At 71.7% G+C, this 17,555-nt stretch carries 15 protein-coding genes; 6 read left to right on the top strand and 9 right to left on the bottom strand.

Features of this window, described 5'->3' with window-relative positions:
* Nucleotides 1-97: 97 nt before the first annotated feature.
* Both ACQEV8_RS13315 and ACQEV8_RS13310 read right to left on the bottom strand, forming a co-directional pair.
* A complete protein-coding gene (locus ACQEV8_RS13315; protein WP_432959845.1) occupies nucleotides 98-1,102 on the bottom strand; it encodes a zinc-dependent alcohol dehydrogenase in 1,005 nt (334 codons plus the stop codon).
* A gap of 70 nt (nucleotides 1,103-1,172) precedes the next feature.
* Nucleotides 1,173-2,336 (bottom strand): mandelate racemase/muconate lactonizing enzyme family protein, encoded by a 1,164-nt coding sequence (locus ACQEV8_RS13310; protein ID WP_432959844.1) that lies wholly within the window; start codon nucleotides 2,334-2,336, stop codon nucleotides 1,173-1,175.
* Nucleotides 2,337-2,591: 255 nt separating this feature from the next.
* Here ACQEV8_RS13310 and ACQEV8_RS13305 point away from each other — a divergent pair, with 255 nt between their 5' ends.
* Nucleotides 2,592-3,317, top strand: coding sequence for an SCO2400 family protein (locus ACQEV8_RS13305; protein WP_432959843.1), 726 nt, complete (start codon nucleotides 2,592-2,594; stop codon nucleotides 3,315-3,317).
* A 184-nt stretch (nucleotides 3,318-3,501) separates the two neighbouring features.
* Here the strand turns inward: ACQEV8_RS13305 and ACQEV8_RS13300 are convergent, their stop codons facing one another.
* A complete protein-coding gene (locus ACQEV8_RS13300; protein WP_432959842.1) occupies nucleotides 3,502-3,951 on the bottom strand; it encodes a MarR family winged helix-turn-helix transcriptional regulator in 450 nt (149 codons plus the stop codon).
* 101 nt (nucleotides 3,952-4,052) lie between these two features.
* Here ACQEV8_RS13300 and ACQEV8_RS13295 point away from each other — a divergent pair, with 101 nt between their 5' ends.
* Both ACQEV8_RS13295 and ACQEV8_RS13290 read left to right on the top strand, forming a co-directional pair.
* Nucleotides 4,053-5,075, top strand: a complete 1,023-nt coding sequence (locus tag ACQEV8_RS13295; protein WP_432959841.1) for an NADP-dependent oxidoreductase — start codon at nucleotides 4,053-4,055, stop codon at nucleotides 5,073-5,075.
* Nucleotides 5,076-5,169: 94 nt separating this feature from the next.
* On the top strand, nucleotides 5,170-5,589 hold the full coding sequence (locus tag ACQEV8_RS13290; protein WP_432959840.1) for an organic hydroperoxide resistance protein: 420 nt from the start codon (nucleotides 5,170-5,172) through the stop codon (nucleotides 5,587-5,589).
* 68 nt (nucleotides 5,590-5,657) lie between these two features.
* On the opposite strand, the gene ACQEV8_RS13285 is transcribed toward ACQEV8_RS13290, so the two are convergent.
* Nucleotides 5,658-6,803, bottom strand: a complete 1,146-nt coding sequence (locus tag ACQEV8_RS13285; RefSeq protein ID WP_432959839.1) for a serine hydrolase domain-containing protein — start codon at nucleotides 6,801-6,803, stop codon at nucleotides 5,658-5,660.
* On the bottom strand, nucleotides 6,800-9,367 hold the full coding sequence (locus ACQEV8_RS13280) for a M14 family zinc carboxypeptidase (protein WP_432959838.1): 2,568 nt from the start codon (nucleotides 9,365-9,367) through the stop codon (nucleotides 6,800-6,802). The genes ACQEV8_RS13285 and ACQEV8_RS13280 overlap by 4 nt, the downstream gene beginning before the upstream one ends.
* A gap of 143 nt (nucleotides 9,368-9,510) precedes the next feature.
* Between ACQEV8_RS13280 and ACQEV8_RS13275 the strand changes: the two genes are divergently transcribed.
* Nucleotides 9,511-10,338: an EI24 domain-containing protein gene (locus ACQEV8_RS13275; protein WP_432959837.1), complete on the top strand. Its 828-nt coding sequence runs from the start codon at nucleotides 9,511-9,513 to the stop codon at nucleotides 10,336-10,338.
* Here ACQEV8_RS13275 and ACQEV8_RS13270 read toward each other — a convergent pair.
* Nucleotides 10,289-11,521, bottom strand: a complete 1,233-nt coding sequence (locus ACQEV8_RS13270) for a pyroglutamyl peptidase (RefSeq protein ID WP_432959836.1) — start codon at nucleotides 11,519-11,521, stop codon at nucleotides 10,289-10,291. The two genes, ACQEV8_RS13275 and ACQEV8_RS13270, sit on opposite strands and share 50 nt — an antisense overlap.
* A 112-nt stretch (nucleotides 11,522-11,633) precedes the next feature.
* On the bottom strand, nucleotides 11,634-12,215 hold the full coding sequence (locus tag ACQEV8_RS13265) for a TetR/AcrR family transcriptional regulator (RefSeq protein WP_432959835.1): 582 nt from the start codon (nucleotides 12,213-12,215) through the stop codon (nucleotides 11,634-11,636).
* 64 nt (nucleotides 12,216-12,279) lie between these two features.
* Between ACQEV8_RS13265 and ACQEV8_RS13260 the strand changes: the two genes are divergently transcribed.
* Nucleotides 12,280-14,757 carry a beta-glucosidase H gene (locus tag ACQEV8_RS13260; RefSeq protein WP_432959834.1) on the top strand — a complete coding sequence of 826 codons (2,478 nt, stop codon included), beginning with the start codon at nucleotides 12,280-12,282 and terminating at the stop codon, nucleotides 14,755-14,757.
* Between the two features lie 91 nt (nucleotides 14,758-14,848).
* Here the strand turns inward: ACQEV8_RS13260 and ACQEV8_RS13255 are convergent, their stop codons facing one another.
* Together ACQEV8_RS13255 and ACQEV8_RS13250 are read right to left on the bottom strand one after the other, a co-directional pair.
* The gene (locus ACQEV8_RS13255; protein ID WP_432959833.1) at nucleotides 14,849-15,820 is read right to left on the bottom strand and encodes an aldose epimerase family protein; all 972 of its coding nucleotides are present in this window, start codon (nucleotides 15,818-15,820) and stop codon (nucleotides 14,849-14,851) included.
* Nucleotides 15,821-15,835: 15 nt separating this feature from the next.
* Complete coding sequence (locus ACQEV8_RS13250) at nucleotides 15,836-16,723, bottom strand: SGNH/GDSL hydrolase family protein (RefSeq protein ID WP_432959832.1); 888 nt, start codon at nucleotides 16,721-16,723, stop codon at nucleotides 15,836-15,838.
* Between the two features lie 257 nt (nucleotides 16,724-16,980).
* Here ACQEV8_RS13250 and ACQEV8_RS13245 point away from each other — a divergent pair, with 257 nt between their 5' ends.
* On the top strand, nucleotides 16,981-17,475 hold the full coding sequence (locus tag ACQEV8_RS13245; RefSeq protein WP_432959831.1) for a DUF3145 domain-containing protein: 495 nt from the start codon (nucleotides 16,981-16,983) through the stop codon (nucleotides 17,473-17,475).
* Nucleotides 17,476-17,555 lie beyond the last annotated feature (80 nt).

The following is a 17,555-nucleotide window of genomic DNA, read 5'->3' as shown; positions in this document are numbered from 1 at the left end:
TATTTCGGACGAGGTTCGCGGCTCTGGGTACGGCAAGGTGCGGGGGTGGGGTACGCCGGTACGGGAGCCGTCAGGTTGCCCCCGTACCGGCGTACGTCTACGGGCGGAGCAACACCTTGCCCACCTTCGGATCACCGGCCCCCACCAGCTCGATGGCCTGCGGGAACTCGGCGAGCGGCAGCTCGTGCGTCACCAGCGGCAGCGGATCGAGCAGACCGGCGGCGAACACCCGAACCGTGTGCGCCCAGGCGTCCGGCGGAGCACCGAAGACGGTGTGCGTCTCCAGCTGCTTCACGACGAGATCGGTCGGGTCGAGGCCATCGGCACCCGGCGCCGGGATGCCGGTCAGGACCAGCCGGCCGCCCCTTCGGAGCAGGGCTGCGGAGATCCGGGCGGCGTCCGCGGACCCGGCCGTCTCGATCACCACGTCGATGTCGTCCGGGAGTTCCTGGTCCTTCGTCAGGAAGTCCGTCGCGCCGTACTGCCGCGACAGCGCCTCACGGTCCCGGCGGGTGCCGACGACCAGCAGCTCGGCCGGCGAGTTCGCCTTCAGGAACTGCACGGCGAACATGCCGAGCGTGCCGGTGCCGACCACGGCGACCCGCTCGCCGGGCTGCGCGTTGGCCTTCAGCGCGGCGGCCGCGATACAGGCGGCCGGCTCCAGGAGGGCCGCGGCGGTGAGGTCGCAGTCGTCCGGGAGGGTGTGGAGCAGACGGGCCGGGAGCGTCAGCGTGGCCGCCATCGCGCCCGGCTGGGTGAACCCCGTCTCCTCGTAACCGGCCGTGCACAGCGTCGTGTCGCCCGCGTGGCAGCGGTCGCAGACCTGGCAGTTGCGGAAGCCCTCACCGACGACCTTGCGGCCGACGAGAGACCCGGGGACGCCCGCGCCCACGGCCTCGACCGTCCCGGACCACTCGTGGCCCGGGGTGAGCGGGTAGCGGACGTAGCCCTCGGGGCGGTTGCCCTGGTAGACCTCGCGGTCGCTGCCGCAGATGCCGGACGCGTGGACGCGCACCAGCGCCTCGCCGGCCTCGGGCTGCCGGGGCTCGTGCGGGACGAGGCGGTGCTCGCCCGGGGCGTCGATGACTACCGCGGTGCTCACGTCGCTCCTCCGGTTTTCGAAGCTTTCGAGGGGCTGTTCGAGGGTTTAAAGGGTTCAGAGGGTCGGGCGGTCACTGCTTGCCCTTGGGCTTGCGCTGCTCCCAGCCCTCCGCCCAGAGGTCGAAACGGGCCTGCTGCTGCGGGAACTCGGCGGCGGCGTCCACGTCCAGCTCGACGCCCAGTCCGGGGGCGTCGGAGAGGTGGAAGCAGCCGTCCTCCGGGTTCACCTGCGGGGCGCCCTTGACGACCTTCTTGATCTCCGCGTCCGCGAAGTCGTTGAAGTGCTCCAGGATCTTGAAGTTCGGGGAGGTGAAGCCGACCTGGAGGGAGGCGGCGGTCAGCACCGGGCCGCCGACGTTGTGCGGGGCCACCAGCATGTAGTGCGTCTCGGCCGTCGCCGCGAGCTTCCTGGTCTCCCAGATTCCACCGATATGGCCGACGTCCGGCTGGATGATGTCCACGGCCTGGCTCTCGAACAGCTCGCGGAACTCGATCCGGTCGTGGATGCGCTCACCGGTGGCGACCGGCATGTCGACCTTGGCCGCGACCTTCTCCAGCGCCTTGAGGTTCTCCGGCGGCACCGGCTCCTCCAGCCACGCCGGGTTGAACGGCGCCAGCTCCCTGGCCAGGCGTACGGCCGTGGCGGGGGAGAAGCGGCCGTGCATCTCCAGCATCAGCTCCGCCTCGGGGCCGATGGCGTCCCGGACCGCCTCGATGAGGGAGACGGCGTACATGGTCCCCTGGTGGTCCAGCTCGAAGTGGCCCGTGCCGAACGGGTCGATCTTCAGTGCCCGGTAGCCGCGCTCCATCACGCCCTGGGCGGCCTTGTGGTACGCCTCGGGTGTCCGCTCCGTGGTGTACCAGCCGTTGGCGTACGCCTTGACCTTGTCGGTGACCTTGCCGCCCAGCAGCTGCCAGACGGGGACGCCGAGGGCCTTGCCCTTGATGTCCCAGCACGCCATCTCGATCACGGCGATACCGGACATCACGATCTCGCCCGCGCGGCCGTAGTCGCCGTACTTCATGCGCTTGACGAGGTCCTCGACAGCGAAGGGGTCGGAGCCGAGAATGTGGTTGGCCTCGGCCTCCCTCAGATAACCGAGAAGGGCGTCGGTGTGTCCCAGCATCCGGGTCTCGCCGACTCCGGTGATCCCCTCGTCGGTGTGCACCTGGACGTAGGTCAGGTTGCGCCAAGGCGTCCCGACCACGTGTGTGCTGATTCCGGTGATGCGCACGGCGGTTGTCCCTCGCAGCTTCGTCGGCTCAGTTCCGTCAGTCATTCAGTTCATCCAGCCGGTTCGACGTGTTCGAGATTTCGGCACACGTTCGAAATGCTGGCGTGACAGTAAGGACGCGGTGGTCGGGGTGTCAATGGGTCGCGCGCATAACGGTTTCGACAGTTTCGAAACCAGAGGAGAGGCGGGTCCGTGCAGAACCTTCACAGCTGGATCTAGGAACGTGACCGGCGCGGAACTTAACCTTCCCGCGTCATGGACTACTGCGACCCGTGCCGACGGCACCTCAACGGCGCACTGGCGTGCCCGGGGTGCGGCACCTCGGCGGATGCGCTGCGCCGGCGTGAGCGTGAGTACGGCGATCAGGACGACTCGGGTGACTCTGTCGGGTCGGGCGGGGCCCATGGTGACCGCGACGCCTACGGCGACGAAGAGCCGCTCGGGCGTGCCGCTCGTCGGCGTGGACGCGGGCGCGAGCACGGGCCGGTCGCCGATCGCCCGGGTGGCGCGAGCCGGCGGGACCGGAAGGCGGCCGCGCATCGCCGACGGCGGCGCCGGACCCTGTTCATCGCGGCGGGGTTCGTGCTGGCTGCGGGTGGGCTGAGCCTCGCCGAACTGGGCATGGACGCGCCCAAGTCGACGTCGAAGCCGGCGGAAGCGGAGGGGGAGCCGACGGAGGCGGGCGAGACGGCCCGCCCTGCGGGAGACAAGGCCGGGGTCGAGGGAGCGTCGAGGTCTCCTTCCCCGGGGGCGTCTGACTCGCCGTCGGCTTCCGAATCCCCGAAGGGCGAGAAGTCGAAGGCTCCCGAGCCGACCCGGTCTTCCGCGCCGGAAGCGTCCCCGAGCCGCCCGGCCTCGGCCCCCACGGCGGCCCCTCCGGCTCCGGCACCGACCCGAACCACGGATCCGACGCCCCCGGCCGCGTCGCCGGAACCGGCCCCGACGAAGACGTGCAACCGCTTCCTGTGGTGGTGCGCGTAGCGCCTGTCCGGCGGGTGCGTGCCGCCCCGGCTGCGGGCGTGCGTGCCTCCCCCAGTGCCTTGAGGGCCTGGGAGGTGCCCCCAGGGCGGCACGGGTGGGCGGTGGGGGGAGGCACCCCGCTCCGCCGGGCCGCGGACCCACCCGGGCTCAGCGACGACGCCGGGCACCGAAAAGGCTCAGCGCGTCACGCAACCCCCAGCATCCCCCTCAGCGCATCCCGCAACGCCACCCTCTCCCCCTCGGGGAGCGCCGCCAACGGCTCCCTGGCGAACCGCAGGGACTCCCGCAGGCTCCGGGCCACCCGCCGTCCCTCACCCGTCGCCGCCGCCACCTTCACTCTCCGGTCCGCGGGATCCGGCTGCCGTTCCACCAGCCCCCGCGCCTCCAGCCGGTCCACGATCCCCGTGACGTTGGACGGCTCGCACTTCAACCGCTGGGCAAGCCTCCGCATGGGCAGCGGCTCCAGGCACAGCAGGCTCAGCAGCCGGGCCTGCGCCCCGGTGAGGGAGTGTCCCGCCGCGGCCTCCTCGTAGTCCTCGTGGAACCGGGCCACGACCTCCCCGATGAGCTCGACGACCTCGATGGTCAGCGAGTCGGGGTGGGGGGAGTCCGGGGTCGGTGTGGTGGAAACCATGGCTTCGAGGGTACCCGGTTATTTGACAACATGAAATTTTCAGGAGCATGGTTGTTTCAGCTACTGAAACATCCGTCCGAGCCAGTGAGGACAGGCGCATCATGACCGACACCCCCACCCTCCCCGCCGTCAGCCGCGAGTGGCACCTGGCGAGCCGCCCCGTCGGCTGGCCGAAGCCCGAGGACTTCGCCTTCGTCGAGGCGGAGGTCCCGCAGCCGGGCGAGGGTCAGGTTCTCGTACGGAACAAGTACCTCTCCGTGGACCCGTACATGCGTGGCCGTATGAGCGACGCGAAGTCCTACGTCGCCCCGTTCGAGCTGGGCAAGGTCATGCAGGGCGGTGCCGTCGGAGAGGTCGTGGCCTCCAACGTCGACGGGCTGGCCGTCGGGGATCACGTACTGCACTTCCTCGGGTGGCGTGAGTACGCCGTCGTGGCCGCGAAGAACGCCGTCAAGGTGGACCCGGACGCCGCGCCGCTGTCGACGTACCTCGGTGTGCTGGGCATGACCGGCCTCACCGCCTACGCGGGCCTGCTGCGCACCGCCGCCTTCAAGGAGGGCGACACCGTCTTCGTGTCCGGCGCCGCCGGTGCCGTGGGCGGCCAGGTCGGGCAGATCGCCAAGCTGAAGGGCGCCTCGCGGGTCATCGGGTCCGCCGGGTCCGACGAGAAGGTGAAGCTCCTCGTCGAGGAGTACGGCTTCGACGCCGCCTTCAACTACAAGGGCGGGCCGGTGAGCGAGCAGCTGCGTGCCGCCGCCCCGGACGGGATCGACGTCTACTTCGACAATGTCGGCGGTGACCACCTGGAGGCCGCCATCGGCTCCCTCAACGAGGGCGGCCGGATCGCCGTCTGCGGCATGATCTCCGTCTACAACAACACCGAGCCCGCCCCGGGCCCGAGGAACCTCGCCCGCCTGATCGCGACCCGCGGCCGCATCGAGGGCTTCCTGGTCGGGGACCACTACGACCTGCAGCCCCAGTTCGTCCAGGAGGTCGCCCCCTGGGTCGCCTCCGGTGAGCTGAAGTACCGCGAGACCGTCGTCGAGGGCATCGAGAACAACCTCGAGGCGTTCCTGGGCGTGCTGCGCGGTGACAACACCGGGAAGATGATCGTCAAGCTCTGACGCCTTCTGTCGGTTTTCGGCATGCGGTAAGTTTTTTCCGAATCCGCTCGGCCCGGGCGCGAGCCGCGGCGGACGACCGAAGGAACACAACCGCATGCCGATCCAGCAGTCCGACGTCCTCTACACCGCCGTCGCCACCGCCGAGAACGGGCGCGACGGGCGCGTGGCCACCGATGACGGCCGGCTCGACGTCGTCGTCAATCCGCCGCAGGCCATGGGAGGAAGTGGCGCCGGGACCAACCCCGAGCAGCTCTTCGCCGCCGGGTACAGCGCCTGCTTCCAGGGAGCCCTCGGTGTCGTCGCCCGTGAGACGGGCGCCGACCTCACCGGGTCGACCGTCACCGCCAGGGTCGGCCTCGGGAAGAACGGGGACGGGTTCGGGATCATCGTCGAGATCTCGGCCGACCTGCCGAAGGTGGAGCGGGGTGCCGCGCGGGCGCTCGTCGAGAAGGCGCACGAGGTGTGCCCCTACTCGAAGGCGACCCGCGGGAACATCACCGTGACGCTGGTCTGACCGCAGTCGTTGCGTACGCGGAGGCCGCACCCTTGGACGTGGGGTGCGGCCTCCGCTCGTGCCCGGGGTCAGCGCGCGAGGGCCGCCCGGTGGATCGCCCGCGCCAGGCGGTCGTTCTCCGGGGCCGCCCCGCCCGGGAAGGCGAACCGGCGACGGGTGTAGCCGTAGGCGAGGCCGCTCCACGGGTCCGCGAAGGACTGCGAGCCGCTCGCGCCGCTGTGCCCGATCGTCCCGGCGCCGAGGAACGGGTGCCACGTGTCAGCCGTCGTCTGGAAACCGAGGCCGAACGACTTGTGGGCACGTGCCACCAGGTCGTAGCCGACCGAGTGGAACTGGCCGAACTCCGCCACCGTGTCCGGCTTCAGCAGCGGCGCCTGCTCGCCCACCCCGCTGATCGCCGCCGCGTACATCCCGGCCAGGCCTCGTGCGGACGCCACTCCGCCCACCGACGCCGGGCCCTTGGCGCGGATCAGCGGCATGTTGGGCAGTGAGGCCAGGTCGGTCGGTTCGCTCGCGTTGCGGTTGAAGGCGATCGAGGCGAGCGTGTGCGGCCCCGTCGGCGTGGCGTCGAGGAGGGCCTGCTGTTCCGGGGTCGGGGCCATCGGCTGGGTGGTGCGGAAGCGGGGTTCCTGAGGGGCCGGCAGGCCGAGGTGGAAGTCCAGGCCGTACGGGGTCCGGACGCGCTCCTGGTAGATCTCCTGGAGCGTGCGGCCCGTGGCGCGGCGTACGACCTCGCCGGCCAGGGCGCCGGCGACCAGTGCGTGATAGCCGAAAGCAGTGCCGGGGCGCCAGAACGGCCGCTGGTCGGCGAGGCGTTCGGCGAGCTGGCGGTCGTCGCCCAGCTCCGCCAGGCTGAAGCCGGTGTCCGTGCCGACCACGCCCGCCCGGTGCGCGAGCAGGTCCCGCAGGGTCAGCTCGCCCTTGCCCTCGGCCGCGAACTCCGGCCAGTAGTACGTCACCTTGCGGCCCGGTTCGAGCGTGCCGTCCTGGACGAGGAGAGCCACGACCAGGTAGGCGGCGCCCTTCGTGGACGAGAACACGCCGTAGAGGGCGTCCGCCTCGGTCCCCGCCCACAGGTCCACGACCTTCCGGCCCCGCAGGTAGGCACACAGCTGGCCCTCGTAGTCGGGCCGTTCCCCGGCCACGAACGCGGCGAACTCCTCGCGCACCCCCTCGAAGCCGTCGGCTACGGTGCCGTGGATCTCTTGCGTCATCCGTTCTCCTCATCTGAACCGCTGTGTGCCACTGTGAACAATGCCCTCGCCACCTGCGGGAATTCCCCCTTGGGGTGGTCCCGGAAGAGGGGTTCGGTGCCGAACAGGACCGTCCTGCCGCCGCTGACCACCGAGGCCTGTCCCGCTGCCGCCGCGGGGCCGCCGGTGCCGTCCCGGAGCGGGCGCCAGTGCCCGGAGACGAGCGGGTTCCCGGTCGCGTACGACTGCTCCTCGCGCACCCCCGGGCCGAGGTCGGTGAACCAGAGCGGCGCGTAGACGAAGGTGTGCGCGGGCGCGTCGTGCGTGAGGCGGCCCGAGTTCACCGCGCGTACGACGCCGTTGGCGTCCGGGTTGCCCTCGACCGGCTTGACGGCCAGCAGGTCCGCCGCCGCGTTCAGGGCCGCTCCCGTCGCGCCCCGGCCGACCAGGCCGTGACCGTCGAGGAAGGTGTCCAGGGCCTTGCGGGCGGGGGCGGTGAGGGCGGCGTGGTCCAGGCCGGCGGAGACGAACAGCACGTCCGTGCCGGACCAGTCGAAGCCCGCGTTCAGGACGGCCGTCGAGACCGGTGTGACGTCGAAGCCCATCTCCCGCAGGGCGAACAGCTCACCCGGGGTGACGGCGGCGGCGACGCGCAGGCGGTGCAGGGGCGTGTCGCCCTTGAGCCGCGCGGCCGTGAAGGAGACGTCGTGCGCGCGGGCCGCGATGAGCGCCTCGCGGCGTGCCGACGCCGGGACGATCGCGCTGCCGTCCGGGGCCTGCCGCACCCGGACTCCCCGCCCGAGGAGGGAGTTGAGGGCCGCGATCTCGCGCGGATCGGTCAGACGCAGGCGGAGAGCGCCGTGCGCGGGCACGTGGGCGACGGGTGCGGCCTCGGTGACCGGGCGCAGGGGCGCGCCCCGCAGGCTGCCCGAGGTCACCCGCTCGACCGTGGCGCCCCACAGCCGGCCCAGGCTCCAGCCGGAGATGTCGTACATCACCGACACCTTGTCGCTGATGTCCCGGCCGTCGGCCAGCAGGACGTTCGCCATGCCGCGCTTGGGCTGGTGCAGGTCGACGACGTACGAGCCCTCGGGGTGCGTCCGGCCTTCGATGCGGAAGGGGCGGGTGGCACGGGTGACGCGGACGTCGTTGGCGAGGAGGTGGTCGACGAGGCGGGCGGCGGCCGGGGTCGAGCGCTGGGTGCGCGAGTCGCCGGGCGGGATGACGTAGGCGCGCGGGAAGTCGGTCGTGTAGACGTCCTCCGGGCCGATGCCGGGGACGCCGGGGACCGTCTTCGGTGAGACCGGCACCTGCGGGGCACCGGCCGCGCCGCGGCGGAAGGTCTCGATCTGGTCGGCGACGAGGGTGGTGCGGTGCTCGCGGACGTGGTTCAGGGTCGCGCGGACGGCGGCGCCCGCCACGGCCGTGTTGACCGCCGAGCGGCGGCGCAGCTCCCGGACGGGGAGGGTGTCGTACTCCTCGTTGTTCACCGCCAGCGGGATCTCCACCGTGTGGGCGGCCACCGTGCCGTGGAAGGCGGCGTACTGCGGGGTGAAGATCGGCGGCCAGTCGTCCCAGCCCTCCTCCTGGTCGCGGAACGGGATCTGCGCCGGTTCCACACCGTCCTTCGCGGGCGTGTAGCCGAGCGCGTTGACGGCGGACTCCATGCCGAGGGCGTTGGCGTAGGAGTTCTTCAGGAAGAGGTCGTACTCGTAGTTCTCGCCGTGCGGGGGAGTGGTGGGCTCGATGAGCGTGCCGTTGACGTAGCCGTGCAGGTCGAGCAGGACGGCCGGCTGCTTGTCCAGCTCGATCTGCCGCATCGCGCGGGTCTCGGGCTGGGAAGCCGTGACGAAGTCGCGGTTCAGGTCGAAGCCGTTCGCGTTGGCGCGGGTGCCGGCGATACGGCCGTCCGGGTTGGCCGTGATGTTGAAGTACAGGCGGCTGTGCGCGAGGAGTTCCCTGGTCTTGGCGTCCTTGGCCGTCGCGAGCCGTTCGATGACCTTCAGGGAGGCGTCCGTGCCCTCCCACTCGTTGCCATGGATGTTGCTGTTGACGAAGACCGGGGCTTTGTACGCGCGCTTGATCTCGCGGGACTTCGCGGCGGACGCGGGCGCGCTCTCGATCAGTTCACGCATCCGCTCCTGGGCGCGGGCCTGGCGGGTGGTCTCCGGGGCGGTGACGGTGACGAGGAAGAGGCGGTGGTCGCCGGCCGAGCGGCCGGTCACCTCCACACTGACGCGGTCGCCCAGGCGTTGCAGGGCGTTCAGCTTCGGGGCGATCGCGTGGTACGGGGTGAGCCCCAGCTTCAGGGACTTGTCGCCGGGGTTCTCCGGGTCGGGGGAGAGGACCTGGCGGCGGGGGTAGCCGCGGCCGGTCATGCCGGTGGAGGTCTCCGCGGTCAGGGCGCGACTGGCGGCGCTCGCGGGTGCCCGGGCCGCGCGGTCGTCGACGGCGGGGCCCTCCCGGGTGACGGGCTTCGGGTCGGCGCCGGCGGTGTGCGGGGTGAGCAGGGGTAAGCCCGCTGTCGCGAGGCTGAGGGTGACGATCAGTACAGGTCTCGCAGGAACGGTTCTCGTGGTGCGCACGCGTACCTCCTCCGGGGCTTCCTGAGATCGGTACGGCGAGGTGTACCGGTTCGACTCAACGGCAACAAGTGCGCGTCGGTGTCACCGGTGACCCGGATGGCCCCTGCGGAGGGCGCCCGGGCCTGCCCCGATAGGGTTTTCCCATGCGCGATCTCGGGGTGGGCTTCCAGTACCTGCTGAAGGGCCAGCGATGGGTGGCCCGGCACGGCAAGCAGTACGGCTTCGGGTTGCTCCCGGGCCTGATCACTCTGGTCCTCTACGCGGCGGCGCTGGTCGCGCTGGCGCTGTGGGGCGAGGACGCCGTCACCTGGGCGACACCGTTCGCCGACGACTGGTCCAGCCCGTGGCTCGGGCTCTTCCGCGGCTTCCTGACCGCCGTGCTGTTCGCCCTCGCCCTGCTCCTCGCCGTCGTGACCTTCACCGCGGTGACGCTGCTGATCGGGCAGCCCTTCTACGAGAACCTCTCCGAGAAGGTCGACCGGGACGTGTCCCCGGACGGCCACGCCCCCGAGTCGGGCCTGCCGCTCTGGCGCGAGCTGTGGATCTCCGGCCGCGACAGCCTGCGCATCGTGGTGCGGGCCGTCCTGTGGGGTGTGCTGCTGTTCGCGTGCGGTTTCATCCCGGTGATCGGGCAGACGGCCGTACCGGTGCTCGGGTTCTTCGTCACCGGGTTCTTCCTGACCGAGGAGCTGACCGCCGTCGCCCTCCAGCGCCGCGGCGTCGACCTGCGCACCCGCCTCAGGCTGCTCCGCTCCCGCAAGACCCTGGTCTGGGGCTTCGGCACGCCGCTGGCCGTGGCCTTCCTGGTGCCGGTCGTCGCGGTCTTCCTGATGCCGGGGGCGGTCGCCGGTGCCACCCTCATGGCGCGGGAACTGCTGGGCGAGGAGATCCAGGAGGGTGACGGGGACGGCGACCGGGCTGTCACGACTCTTCCGCAGCCGCCTTCAGGATCGCCCTCACCTGGGCGATGATGTCCAGCCGGTTCCGCACGAACTCCGGGTCGGTGACCTCGGCGGTGTTCCCGGAGCCGAACTGCAGCACCGGCGTGTGCACATGCCCGCCCGGCAGCCGGTCGTGCAGTCCCAGCCGGTCCCGCAGCAGCGTCGCCCGGTAGGCGATCTCGTTGGAGAGGTAGTCCCCGCCGCCGCCCGCGCGAGCGGTGGAACCGGGGGTCGGCCCGTCCGGGCGTACGACGGACTCGGTGCCGCCCGCAGGGATCTCGGTGACGCCGGTGTTGTCGTACACGGGGAAGCGGCCGGTGTTCGCGGCGACGATCGCCCGGTACGGCAGCGTGGTCGTCGTCCACTGAGGCTGCGAGGCCGGGTCGGTGACGGGGACGGTCTCGGTGCGGCCGATGTTGTCGTTGTCCCCGAAGCCGCCCCGCCAGGCCCCGTTGGTCCGCTCGATGTCGAACTTCCCGACCCGGCCCTGGCTCACGGTCGTGAACAGGTCGACCTTCGGCAGATACGGCCGCAGCGTCCGCTCCACGGTGCCGTCCGTGAAGTCCTGCCAGCGCACCGGGAACACGGCCGTCTCGATCCGGGCCGGGCCGTCCGCGGTCTCGATCACCGTGCCGTCGAGGGCGAGCGCGGTGGCGCCGGACGGGTTGGAGATCCGGATGTCCCGGTCCAGGGTGAACGGGTCGAAGCCGGTGAGCAGGATCCGCTTCAGTCCCTTGCTGTGCGAATAGCCGATGGCCGTCTGGTCGCGTGAGGTGCGCTCCAGTTCGTCGAGCAGCGCGGTCCGCTGTCGGTCCGTCAGGCCGAACTCCGGCTCCCAGGTGCGCACTTCACGCGTCATGCCGAGTCGCGCCCAGTACAGGGGCCGGTCGTCGTCCCGGCTGAGGTCACCGCCCGCCGGTCCACGCCCCTGCGCCCGGTCCACCGCACGCCGCCACAGCTGAGCCCCCTCGGACGCGACGGCCCGGCGGGCCTCCCCGTAGGAGCGGGCCGCGTCCAGCGCCCGGGTCAGCCGCGGGGCCACGGTGTCGAACCCGGAGCGGCGCAGGATCTCCTGCGGGACCGCTTTGCCGAGCCGTTGCTCCTCGACGGTGGGAGCGGGGCCCGTCTCTGCGGCGCTCGCGGTTGTCGGGGTGGTGAGGCCGGTCAGCAGGGCGAGACCGAGGACGCCGAGGCGAACGCGTATGGAGTTCAAGGAGGTTCAGGCCTTCCGTCACGGTGGGGGTGCTGCGGGGGCGTGGTGCCGGACGGCCGCAGTATCGCGTGACTGGAGTGATCTACGCCATGGGTGGAACCGGGAGTGGCGCTCAGTCGGCGCTCTCGCCCAGCAGCGTAAGGAAGTCCCGGAACGCCGACGGCATGTCCACCGACTCCGGGTCCAGCAGCCACTGGTACTGCAGGCCGTCCAGGATCGCCACGAGCAACGGCGCGGCCCGCTCGGGGGTGAGGCCGCTCGGCAGGCGGTCGCCGTACTCGGCGCGCAGCACCTCGGCCATGCCCGCGCGGACCCCGGCGTAGCGCTCCGTGAAGTACGCGCGGGCCGGATGGTCCTCCGTGACGCTCTCGCCGAGCAGCGCCGAGAAGGTCTGGATGATGGCGGGCCGCATCGCGTTGTACTCGACCAGCGAGGCCAGCAGGTCCAGCCGCAGCCGCCCGGCGGGCATCGCGTCCCAGCGGTCCCGCTCCCGGAGCACCGCGACCAGCAGCGCCTCCTTCGTCGGGAAGTGGTGCAGCAGCCCCTGCTGGGTGAGTCCGACACGCTCCGCGACCGCGGCCAGGCTCGCTCCCCGGTAGCCGCGCTCGGCGATCACTTCCAGAGCGGCCCGCACGATCTCCGCGCGCCGTTGCTCGCTCCTGGCCCTGGCCGTCATGGCGTCACCGTACGACATGACGAACGATTGATTGTTGCGAGAAGATAACGAAACCTACCGCATCACAGGTAGCGGGGGCACGATGTCGGAATCCAGCGGCTTTCGACGTGGAGGTGCCGGCGTGACAGAGACAGCGGAAGTACGGCGTGAGGCGGCGGTCGAGGCCGCCCTGGGCAAGCTCGACCTGGACACCAAGACACGGCTGCTGGCCGGGCAGGACATGTGGAGCCTGCCCGCGCTGCCGGAGGCGGGGCTGGGCTCGCTGGTGATGTCCGACGGGCCGATCGGCGTCCGCGGGGTGCAGTGGAGCGCCGACGACCCGTCCGTCGCGCTGCCCTCACCGACCGCCCTCGCCGCCACCTGGGACCCCGGACTCGCGCACCGGGCAGGCGTGCTGCTGGCCCAGGAGGCCCGCCGCAAGGGCGTCCACGTCCTGCTCGCCCCCACGGTCAACCTGCACCGCTCCCCGCTCGGCGGCCGCCACTTCGAGGCCTACAGCGAGGACCCGTACCTCACCGGCCGGATCGGCACCGAGTACGTCCGGGGCGTCCAGTCCGGCGGCGTCGGCACCACCGTCAAGCACTTCGTCGCCAACGACGCCGAGACCGACCGCCTCACGGTGAACAACCTCGTGAGCGAACGCGTCCTGCGCGAGCTGTACCTCGCCCCCTTCGAGGCGATCGTCGAGAACGCCCACCCCTGGGGCATCATGACCGCCTACAACACGGTCAACGGCACGACGATGACCGAGCACCACCACCTGGTCAACGAGGTCCTGCGCGGCGAGTGGGGCTTCGACGGCATCAACGTCTCCGACTGGACGGCCGCCCGCTCAACCACCGGCGCCCTCGCCGGCGGCCTGGACATCGCGATGCCCGGCCCGCGGACCGTCTACGGCGAGGCCCTCGCACAGGCCGTCCGGGACGGCGAGGCCGACGAGGCCCAGGTCGACGAGGCCGTCCGCCGCGTCCTGCGCCTCGCCGCCCGGGTCGGCATCCTGGACGGCGCCGAACCGGTCGTCACCGAACCGCCCGCGCATGTCGACGGCGAGGCGCTCGCCCGCGAGATCGCCCGCCGCTCCTTCGTCCTCGTCCGCAACGAGAGGGGCGTGCTGCCGCTGAAGCCCGGCCGGGTCGCGCTGATCGGCGCCGCCGCCCGTGACGCCCGTGTCCTCGGCGGCGGCTCCGCCACGGTCTTCCCCGCCCGGACCGTCTCACCGCTCGACGGTCTCACCGCCGCCCTCCCCGACGGCAGCCTCACCTTCGCCCTCGGTGCCGACCCGAACACCGAACTCCCCGTCGCAGACCCGGGCTTCGAGCTGCGCGCGGTCTGCCGCGACAGCGACGGCACCGTCATCGGCACCCGCTCGGCCCCCAGCGGCCACATCCAGTGGATGGGCGACGACCTGCCCGACGGCGTCACCCACGACACCCTGCACAGCGTCGAACTGACCGGCACCTTCACCCCGCGTGAGACCGGCACCCACACCTTCGGCATCAAGGGCCTCGGCCCCTTCGCGCTGACCGTCGCCGGCACCACGTACTTCGACGACGTCCAGCGCCCGGACGGGGACGACCCCTTCCTGACCTTCTTCGGCCCCCCGGTGCCCCACGCCCGGGTCGACCTGACCGCCGGCGACCCGGTCGAGGTCTCCCTCACCTACACCGTCGCGCCGCCCGACGGCCACCCCATGCGGGTCATCGGCTTCACCCTCGCCCACCGGGACCCGCAGCTCGACGCCGACGAGCGGATCGCCGAGGCCGTCGCGGCCGCCCGCGCCGCCGACACGGCCGTCGTCGTGGTCGCCACCACCGACCGCGTCGAGTCCGAGGGCTTCGACCGCACCGACCTGCGCCTGCCCGGCCGCCAGGACGACCTGGTCCGTGCCGTCGCCGCGGCCAACCCGAACACCGTCGTGGTGGTCAACTCCGGCTCCCCGGTGGAACTGCCGTGGCGCGACGACGTCGCCGCCGTGCTCCTGAGCTGGTTCCCCGGCCAGGAGGGCGGCGCGGCCCTCGCGGACGTCCTCACCGGCACTCACGAGCCCGGCGGCAGGTTGCCCACCACCTGGGGCTCCCTGACCGACGCCCCGGTCACCCAGGTCGTCCCGGCGGGCGGCGAACTCCCCTACGACGAGGGCGTCTTCATCGGCTACCGCGCCTGGGAGCAGCACGGCCGCACCCCCGCCTACCCCTTCGGCCACGGCCTGGGCTACACCGACTGGGCCTACGAGTCGGTCGAGGTCGCCGCGAGCGCCGAAGGGGCCACCGCGAAGGTCCGCCTCCGCAACACCGGCGACCGCCCGGGCCGCGAGGTCGTCCAGCTCTACCTCGCCCCGGGCGAGTCCGACCCCACCCGTCCGGCGCGTTGGCTGGCCGGCTTCGCGAGCGTCGAGGCCGCGCCCGGCGAGACCGTCGAGGCGACCGTCGAACTGCCGCGCCGCGCCTTCGAGAGCTGGGACGAGACGAACGCCTCGTGGTCGTTTGTGAAGGGTTCGTACGAGATCCAGGTGGCGCGCTCGATCACCGACCGCAGGATCACGGCGACGATTAACGTCTGACCCGGGACGCGTTCCCCACTGAGCAGCCCCGGTCCGGGACCTGACCCCTGGACCGGGGCTCATGGCTGTCCGGGCCGCGCGACGGACGGGCCTAGCGCGTGCCGAACCCGTACACCGTCTCCGAGCGGAACACCTCGCCCGGCCGCAGCACCGTGGTCGGGAAGCCCGGCCGGTTCGGGGAGTCGGGGAAGTGCTGGGTCTCCAGCGCGATGCCGTCGCCGGGCGCGAAGGGCTCGCCCAGGTGATCGGCGGTGTACAGCTGGAGTCCCGGCTCGGTCGTCGCCACCGTCAGCACCCGCCCGGACGCCGGGTCGTGCAGCTCGGCGACCTCCACCGGGACGTCCGCCACGCCCTTGTCGAGCACGAAGTTGTGGTCGTAGCCGGAGCCGACCTTGCGGGCCTCGCGGAAGTCGAAGCGCGTGCCGGTCACGTCCTCCGGGCCGCCGGCCGGGATCAGGTCCTCGTCGACGGGCGTGTAACGGGAGGCGGCCAGCCGCAGTTCATGGCCGCCCGCGTCGCCGGAACCGCCCAGGTTGAAGTAGCTGTGGTTCGTCAGATTCACCACGGTCGGCGCGTCCGTGACGGCCTCGTAGGCGATCCGCAGCGCGCCGCTCTCCTGCAGCGTGTACGTCGCCGAGACCTCCAGCCGCCCCGGGAACCCTTCTTCGCCGTGCGGACTGACCCGGGTCAGACGCACACCGTGCTCGACCGGAGCCGCGTCCCACACCCGCTTGTCGAAGCCGTGCACCCCGCCGTGCAGCGAGTTCGGCGCGTTGTTCGGTTCCAGCGCGTACATCCGGCCGTCCAGCAGGAAACGACCGCCGGCGATCCGGTTGGCGTACCGCCCGACCAGGGCCCCGAGGTAGGGCCCGGGGTGGGCGAGATAGCCCTCGAGATCCGGAAACCCGAGCACCACATTCCCGGCCCGGCCCTCCCGGTCCGGCACCTCGACGGACTGCACGATCCCGCCGTACGACAGCACCCGCACCCGTACGCCGGCCCTCTCCAGGGTCCAGCGCTGCACCGGTGTGCCGTCGGAAAGTGTGCCGAAGAGTTCGTTCATGTGCGGAACTCTAAGTCAGCGGCTTTGCGCCGTGACGGTGCGGTACGCGATCTCCGCCAACCGGGCCTGTCCGTTCACGCTGGGGTGGAAGTAGTCCCAGCGGCTCAACTGAGCCGTGCCGAAGCGGTAGTCGTACACCGCGCCCCCGTCGTACCGGCACCGCTTGTCCTCGGCGCAGACCTCCTTCAGGACCTTGTTGTAGTCCTCCACCCGCTTCTGCACCGTGTCCCGCCGCAGGGTCGCCGCCGAGTCCAGGGCATCCGCGTCGCCCAGCATCGACGGGCAGATGCCCAGCTGCCACACCTGCTTGCCCAACGGGCTGTTACGGCCCTCGGACCACAGCCGCTTCAGGTTCGGCACGCTCGCCACGAACACCTGGGCCTTGGGCAGGGCCTCGCGCAGGGTGCGCAGCGCGTCCTCGAAGTCGCTGCGGAAAGCGGAGACCGGGGTCATCGCCGCCGCAGAGGACCGGCAGGCGTCGTTCGCCCCGGCCATCACCGTCACCAGCTGCGGCTTCCGCCGCACCGCCTGGGTCATCTGCCCGGGCAGATCGGCCATCCGGGCCCCGGTCACGGCGTAGTTCCAGCTCCGCTCGGTGGCCTCGGCCTTCCCCAGCAGCCGGACGGCGAGCGAGTCCACCTCCGGGCTGGCGCCGGTCGCCCAGGACGCCTCCGGACAGTCCTGCAGCACGTCACAGGCGTCGAAACCACGCGTGATGGAATCACCGACGGCAGCGACGGAGCTGGGGCTGCGGTCCCACAGGGGCGTGGGTCTGGGAGACGGCTTCGAGCTGGCGGACGGGGCGGGGGAATTGCCCCCCACGGCGTCACATCCCGTGACCCCCAGGGCAGTCGCCACGGCCACGGCGGCAACGATCCGTGACCGGTGGCTTCGCTTCCGCATGCCTGTTCCATCCCCTCGCCGCGCCGTGGCTGTCTCCCCACCCATTAACAACGCACGAGGGTTCCCGACCGATCAGGTGCAACGGCTCACACCCGTACAAGCGTCCCCTGGGTGAATGGTGGGCGTTTCCCGGCACCGGGACCGACCGTACGTCACACTCCTTGCGTCACCGCACGGTAGCCTCGCCATCAACGTGACCCTCCCGGTCACAGCCGTTCCGCCCGTTCAAAGATGGTCCGCTCTGCCCGGAGGTTCCGGTGACGACACGTGGGGTTCTGTACATGCACTCCGCGCCGCGCGCGCTGTGCCCGCACGTCGAGTGGGCCATCGCCGGAGTGCTCGGCACACGCGTCAGCCTGGACTGGATCCGCCAGCCCGCCGCGCCGGGCACCTGGCGCTCGGAGTTCTCCTGGCAGGGCCAGCCGGGCACGGCGTCGAAGCTGGCGTCGGCCCTGCGGGGCTGGCGGCTGCTGCGCTTCGAGGTGACGGCCGAACCCTGCCCCACCGCCGAGGGCGAACGCTACAGCTGCACCCCCGACCTGGGCATCTTCCACGCCGTCACCGGTATCCACGGCGACATCCTCATCCCCGAGGACCGCCTGCGCGCGGCCCTGAAACGCTCCCAGCGGGGTGAGACCGACCTGGAGAGCGAGCTCAACAAGCTCCTCGGCAAGCCCTGGGACGACGAGCTGGAGCCGTTCCGCTACGCCGGCGAAGGCGCCCCGGTCCGCTGGCTCCACCAGGTGGTGTAAGCGCCTTCAGGGACACGCCCCCCCAGGGGCGCGGGGCTGTTTCGATTTGCGGCTCCGCCGCGTGGCGCGAACAACCCCCA

The organism is Streptomyces sp. CA-179760, assembly GCF_050937045.1.
Classification (GTDB): domain Bacteria; phylum Actinomycetota; class Actinomycetes; order Streptomycetales; family Streptomycetaceae; genus Streptomyces.
This window is presented reverse-complemented; position numbering and strand designations above follow the sequence as displayed.

Bases quoted from the DNA above. Each gene is read 5' to 3' on its own strand.
- ACQEV8_RS13305 (WP_432959843.1), top strand. From the start codon at position 2,592: ATGGACTACTGCGACCCGTGCCGACGGCACCTCAACGGCGCACTGGCG.
- ACQEV8_RS13300 (WP_432959842.1), bottom strand. From the start codon at position 3,951: ATGGTTTCCACCACACCGACCCCGGACTCCCCCCACCCCGACTCGCTG.
- ACQEV8_RS13295 (WP_432959841.1), top strand. From the start codon at position 4,053: ATGACCGACACCCCCACCCTCCCCGCCGTCAGCCGCGAGTGGCACCTG.
- ACQEV8_RS13290 (WP_432959840.1), top strand. From the start codon at position 5,170: ATGCCGATCCAGCAGTCCGACGTCCTCTACACCGCCGTCGCCACCGCC.
- ACQEV8_RS13285 (WP_432959839.1), bottom strand. From the start codon at position 6,803: ATGACGCAAGAGATCCACGGCACCGTAGCCGACGGCTTCGAGGGGGTG.
- ACQEV8_RS13275 (WP_432959837.1), top strand. From the start codon at position 9,511: ATGCGCGATCTCGGGGTGGGCTTCCAGTACCTGCTGAAGGGCCAGCGA.
- ACQEV8_RS13265 (WP_432959835.1), bottom strand. From the start codon at position 12,215: ATGTCGTACGGTGACGCCATGACGGCCAGGGCCAGGAGCGAGCAACGG.
- ACQEV8_RS13260 (WP_432959834.1), top strand. From the start codon at position 12,280: ATGTCGGAATCCAGCGGCTTTCGACGTGGAGGTGCCGGCGTGACAGAG.
- ACQEV8_RS13255 (WP_432959833.1), bottom strand. From the start codon at position 15,820: ATGAACGAACTCTTCGGCACACTTTCCGACGGCACACCGGTGCAGCGC.
- ACQEV8_RS13250 (WP_432959832.1), bottom strand. From the start codon at position 16,723: ATGCGGAAGCGAAGCCACCGGTCACGGATCGTTGCCGCCGTGGCCGTG.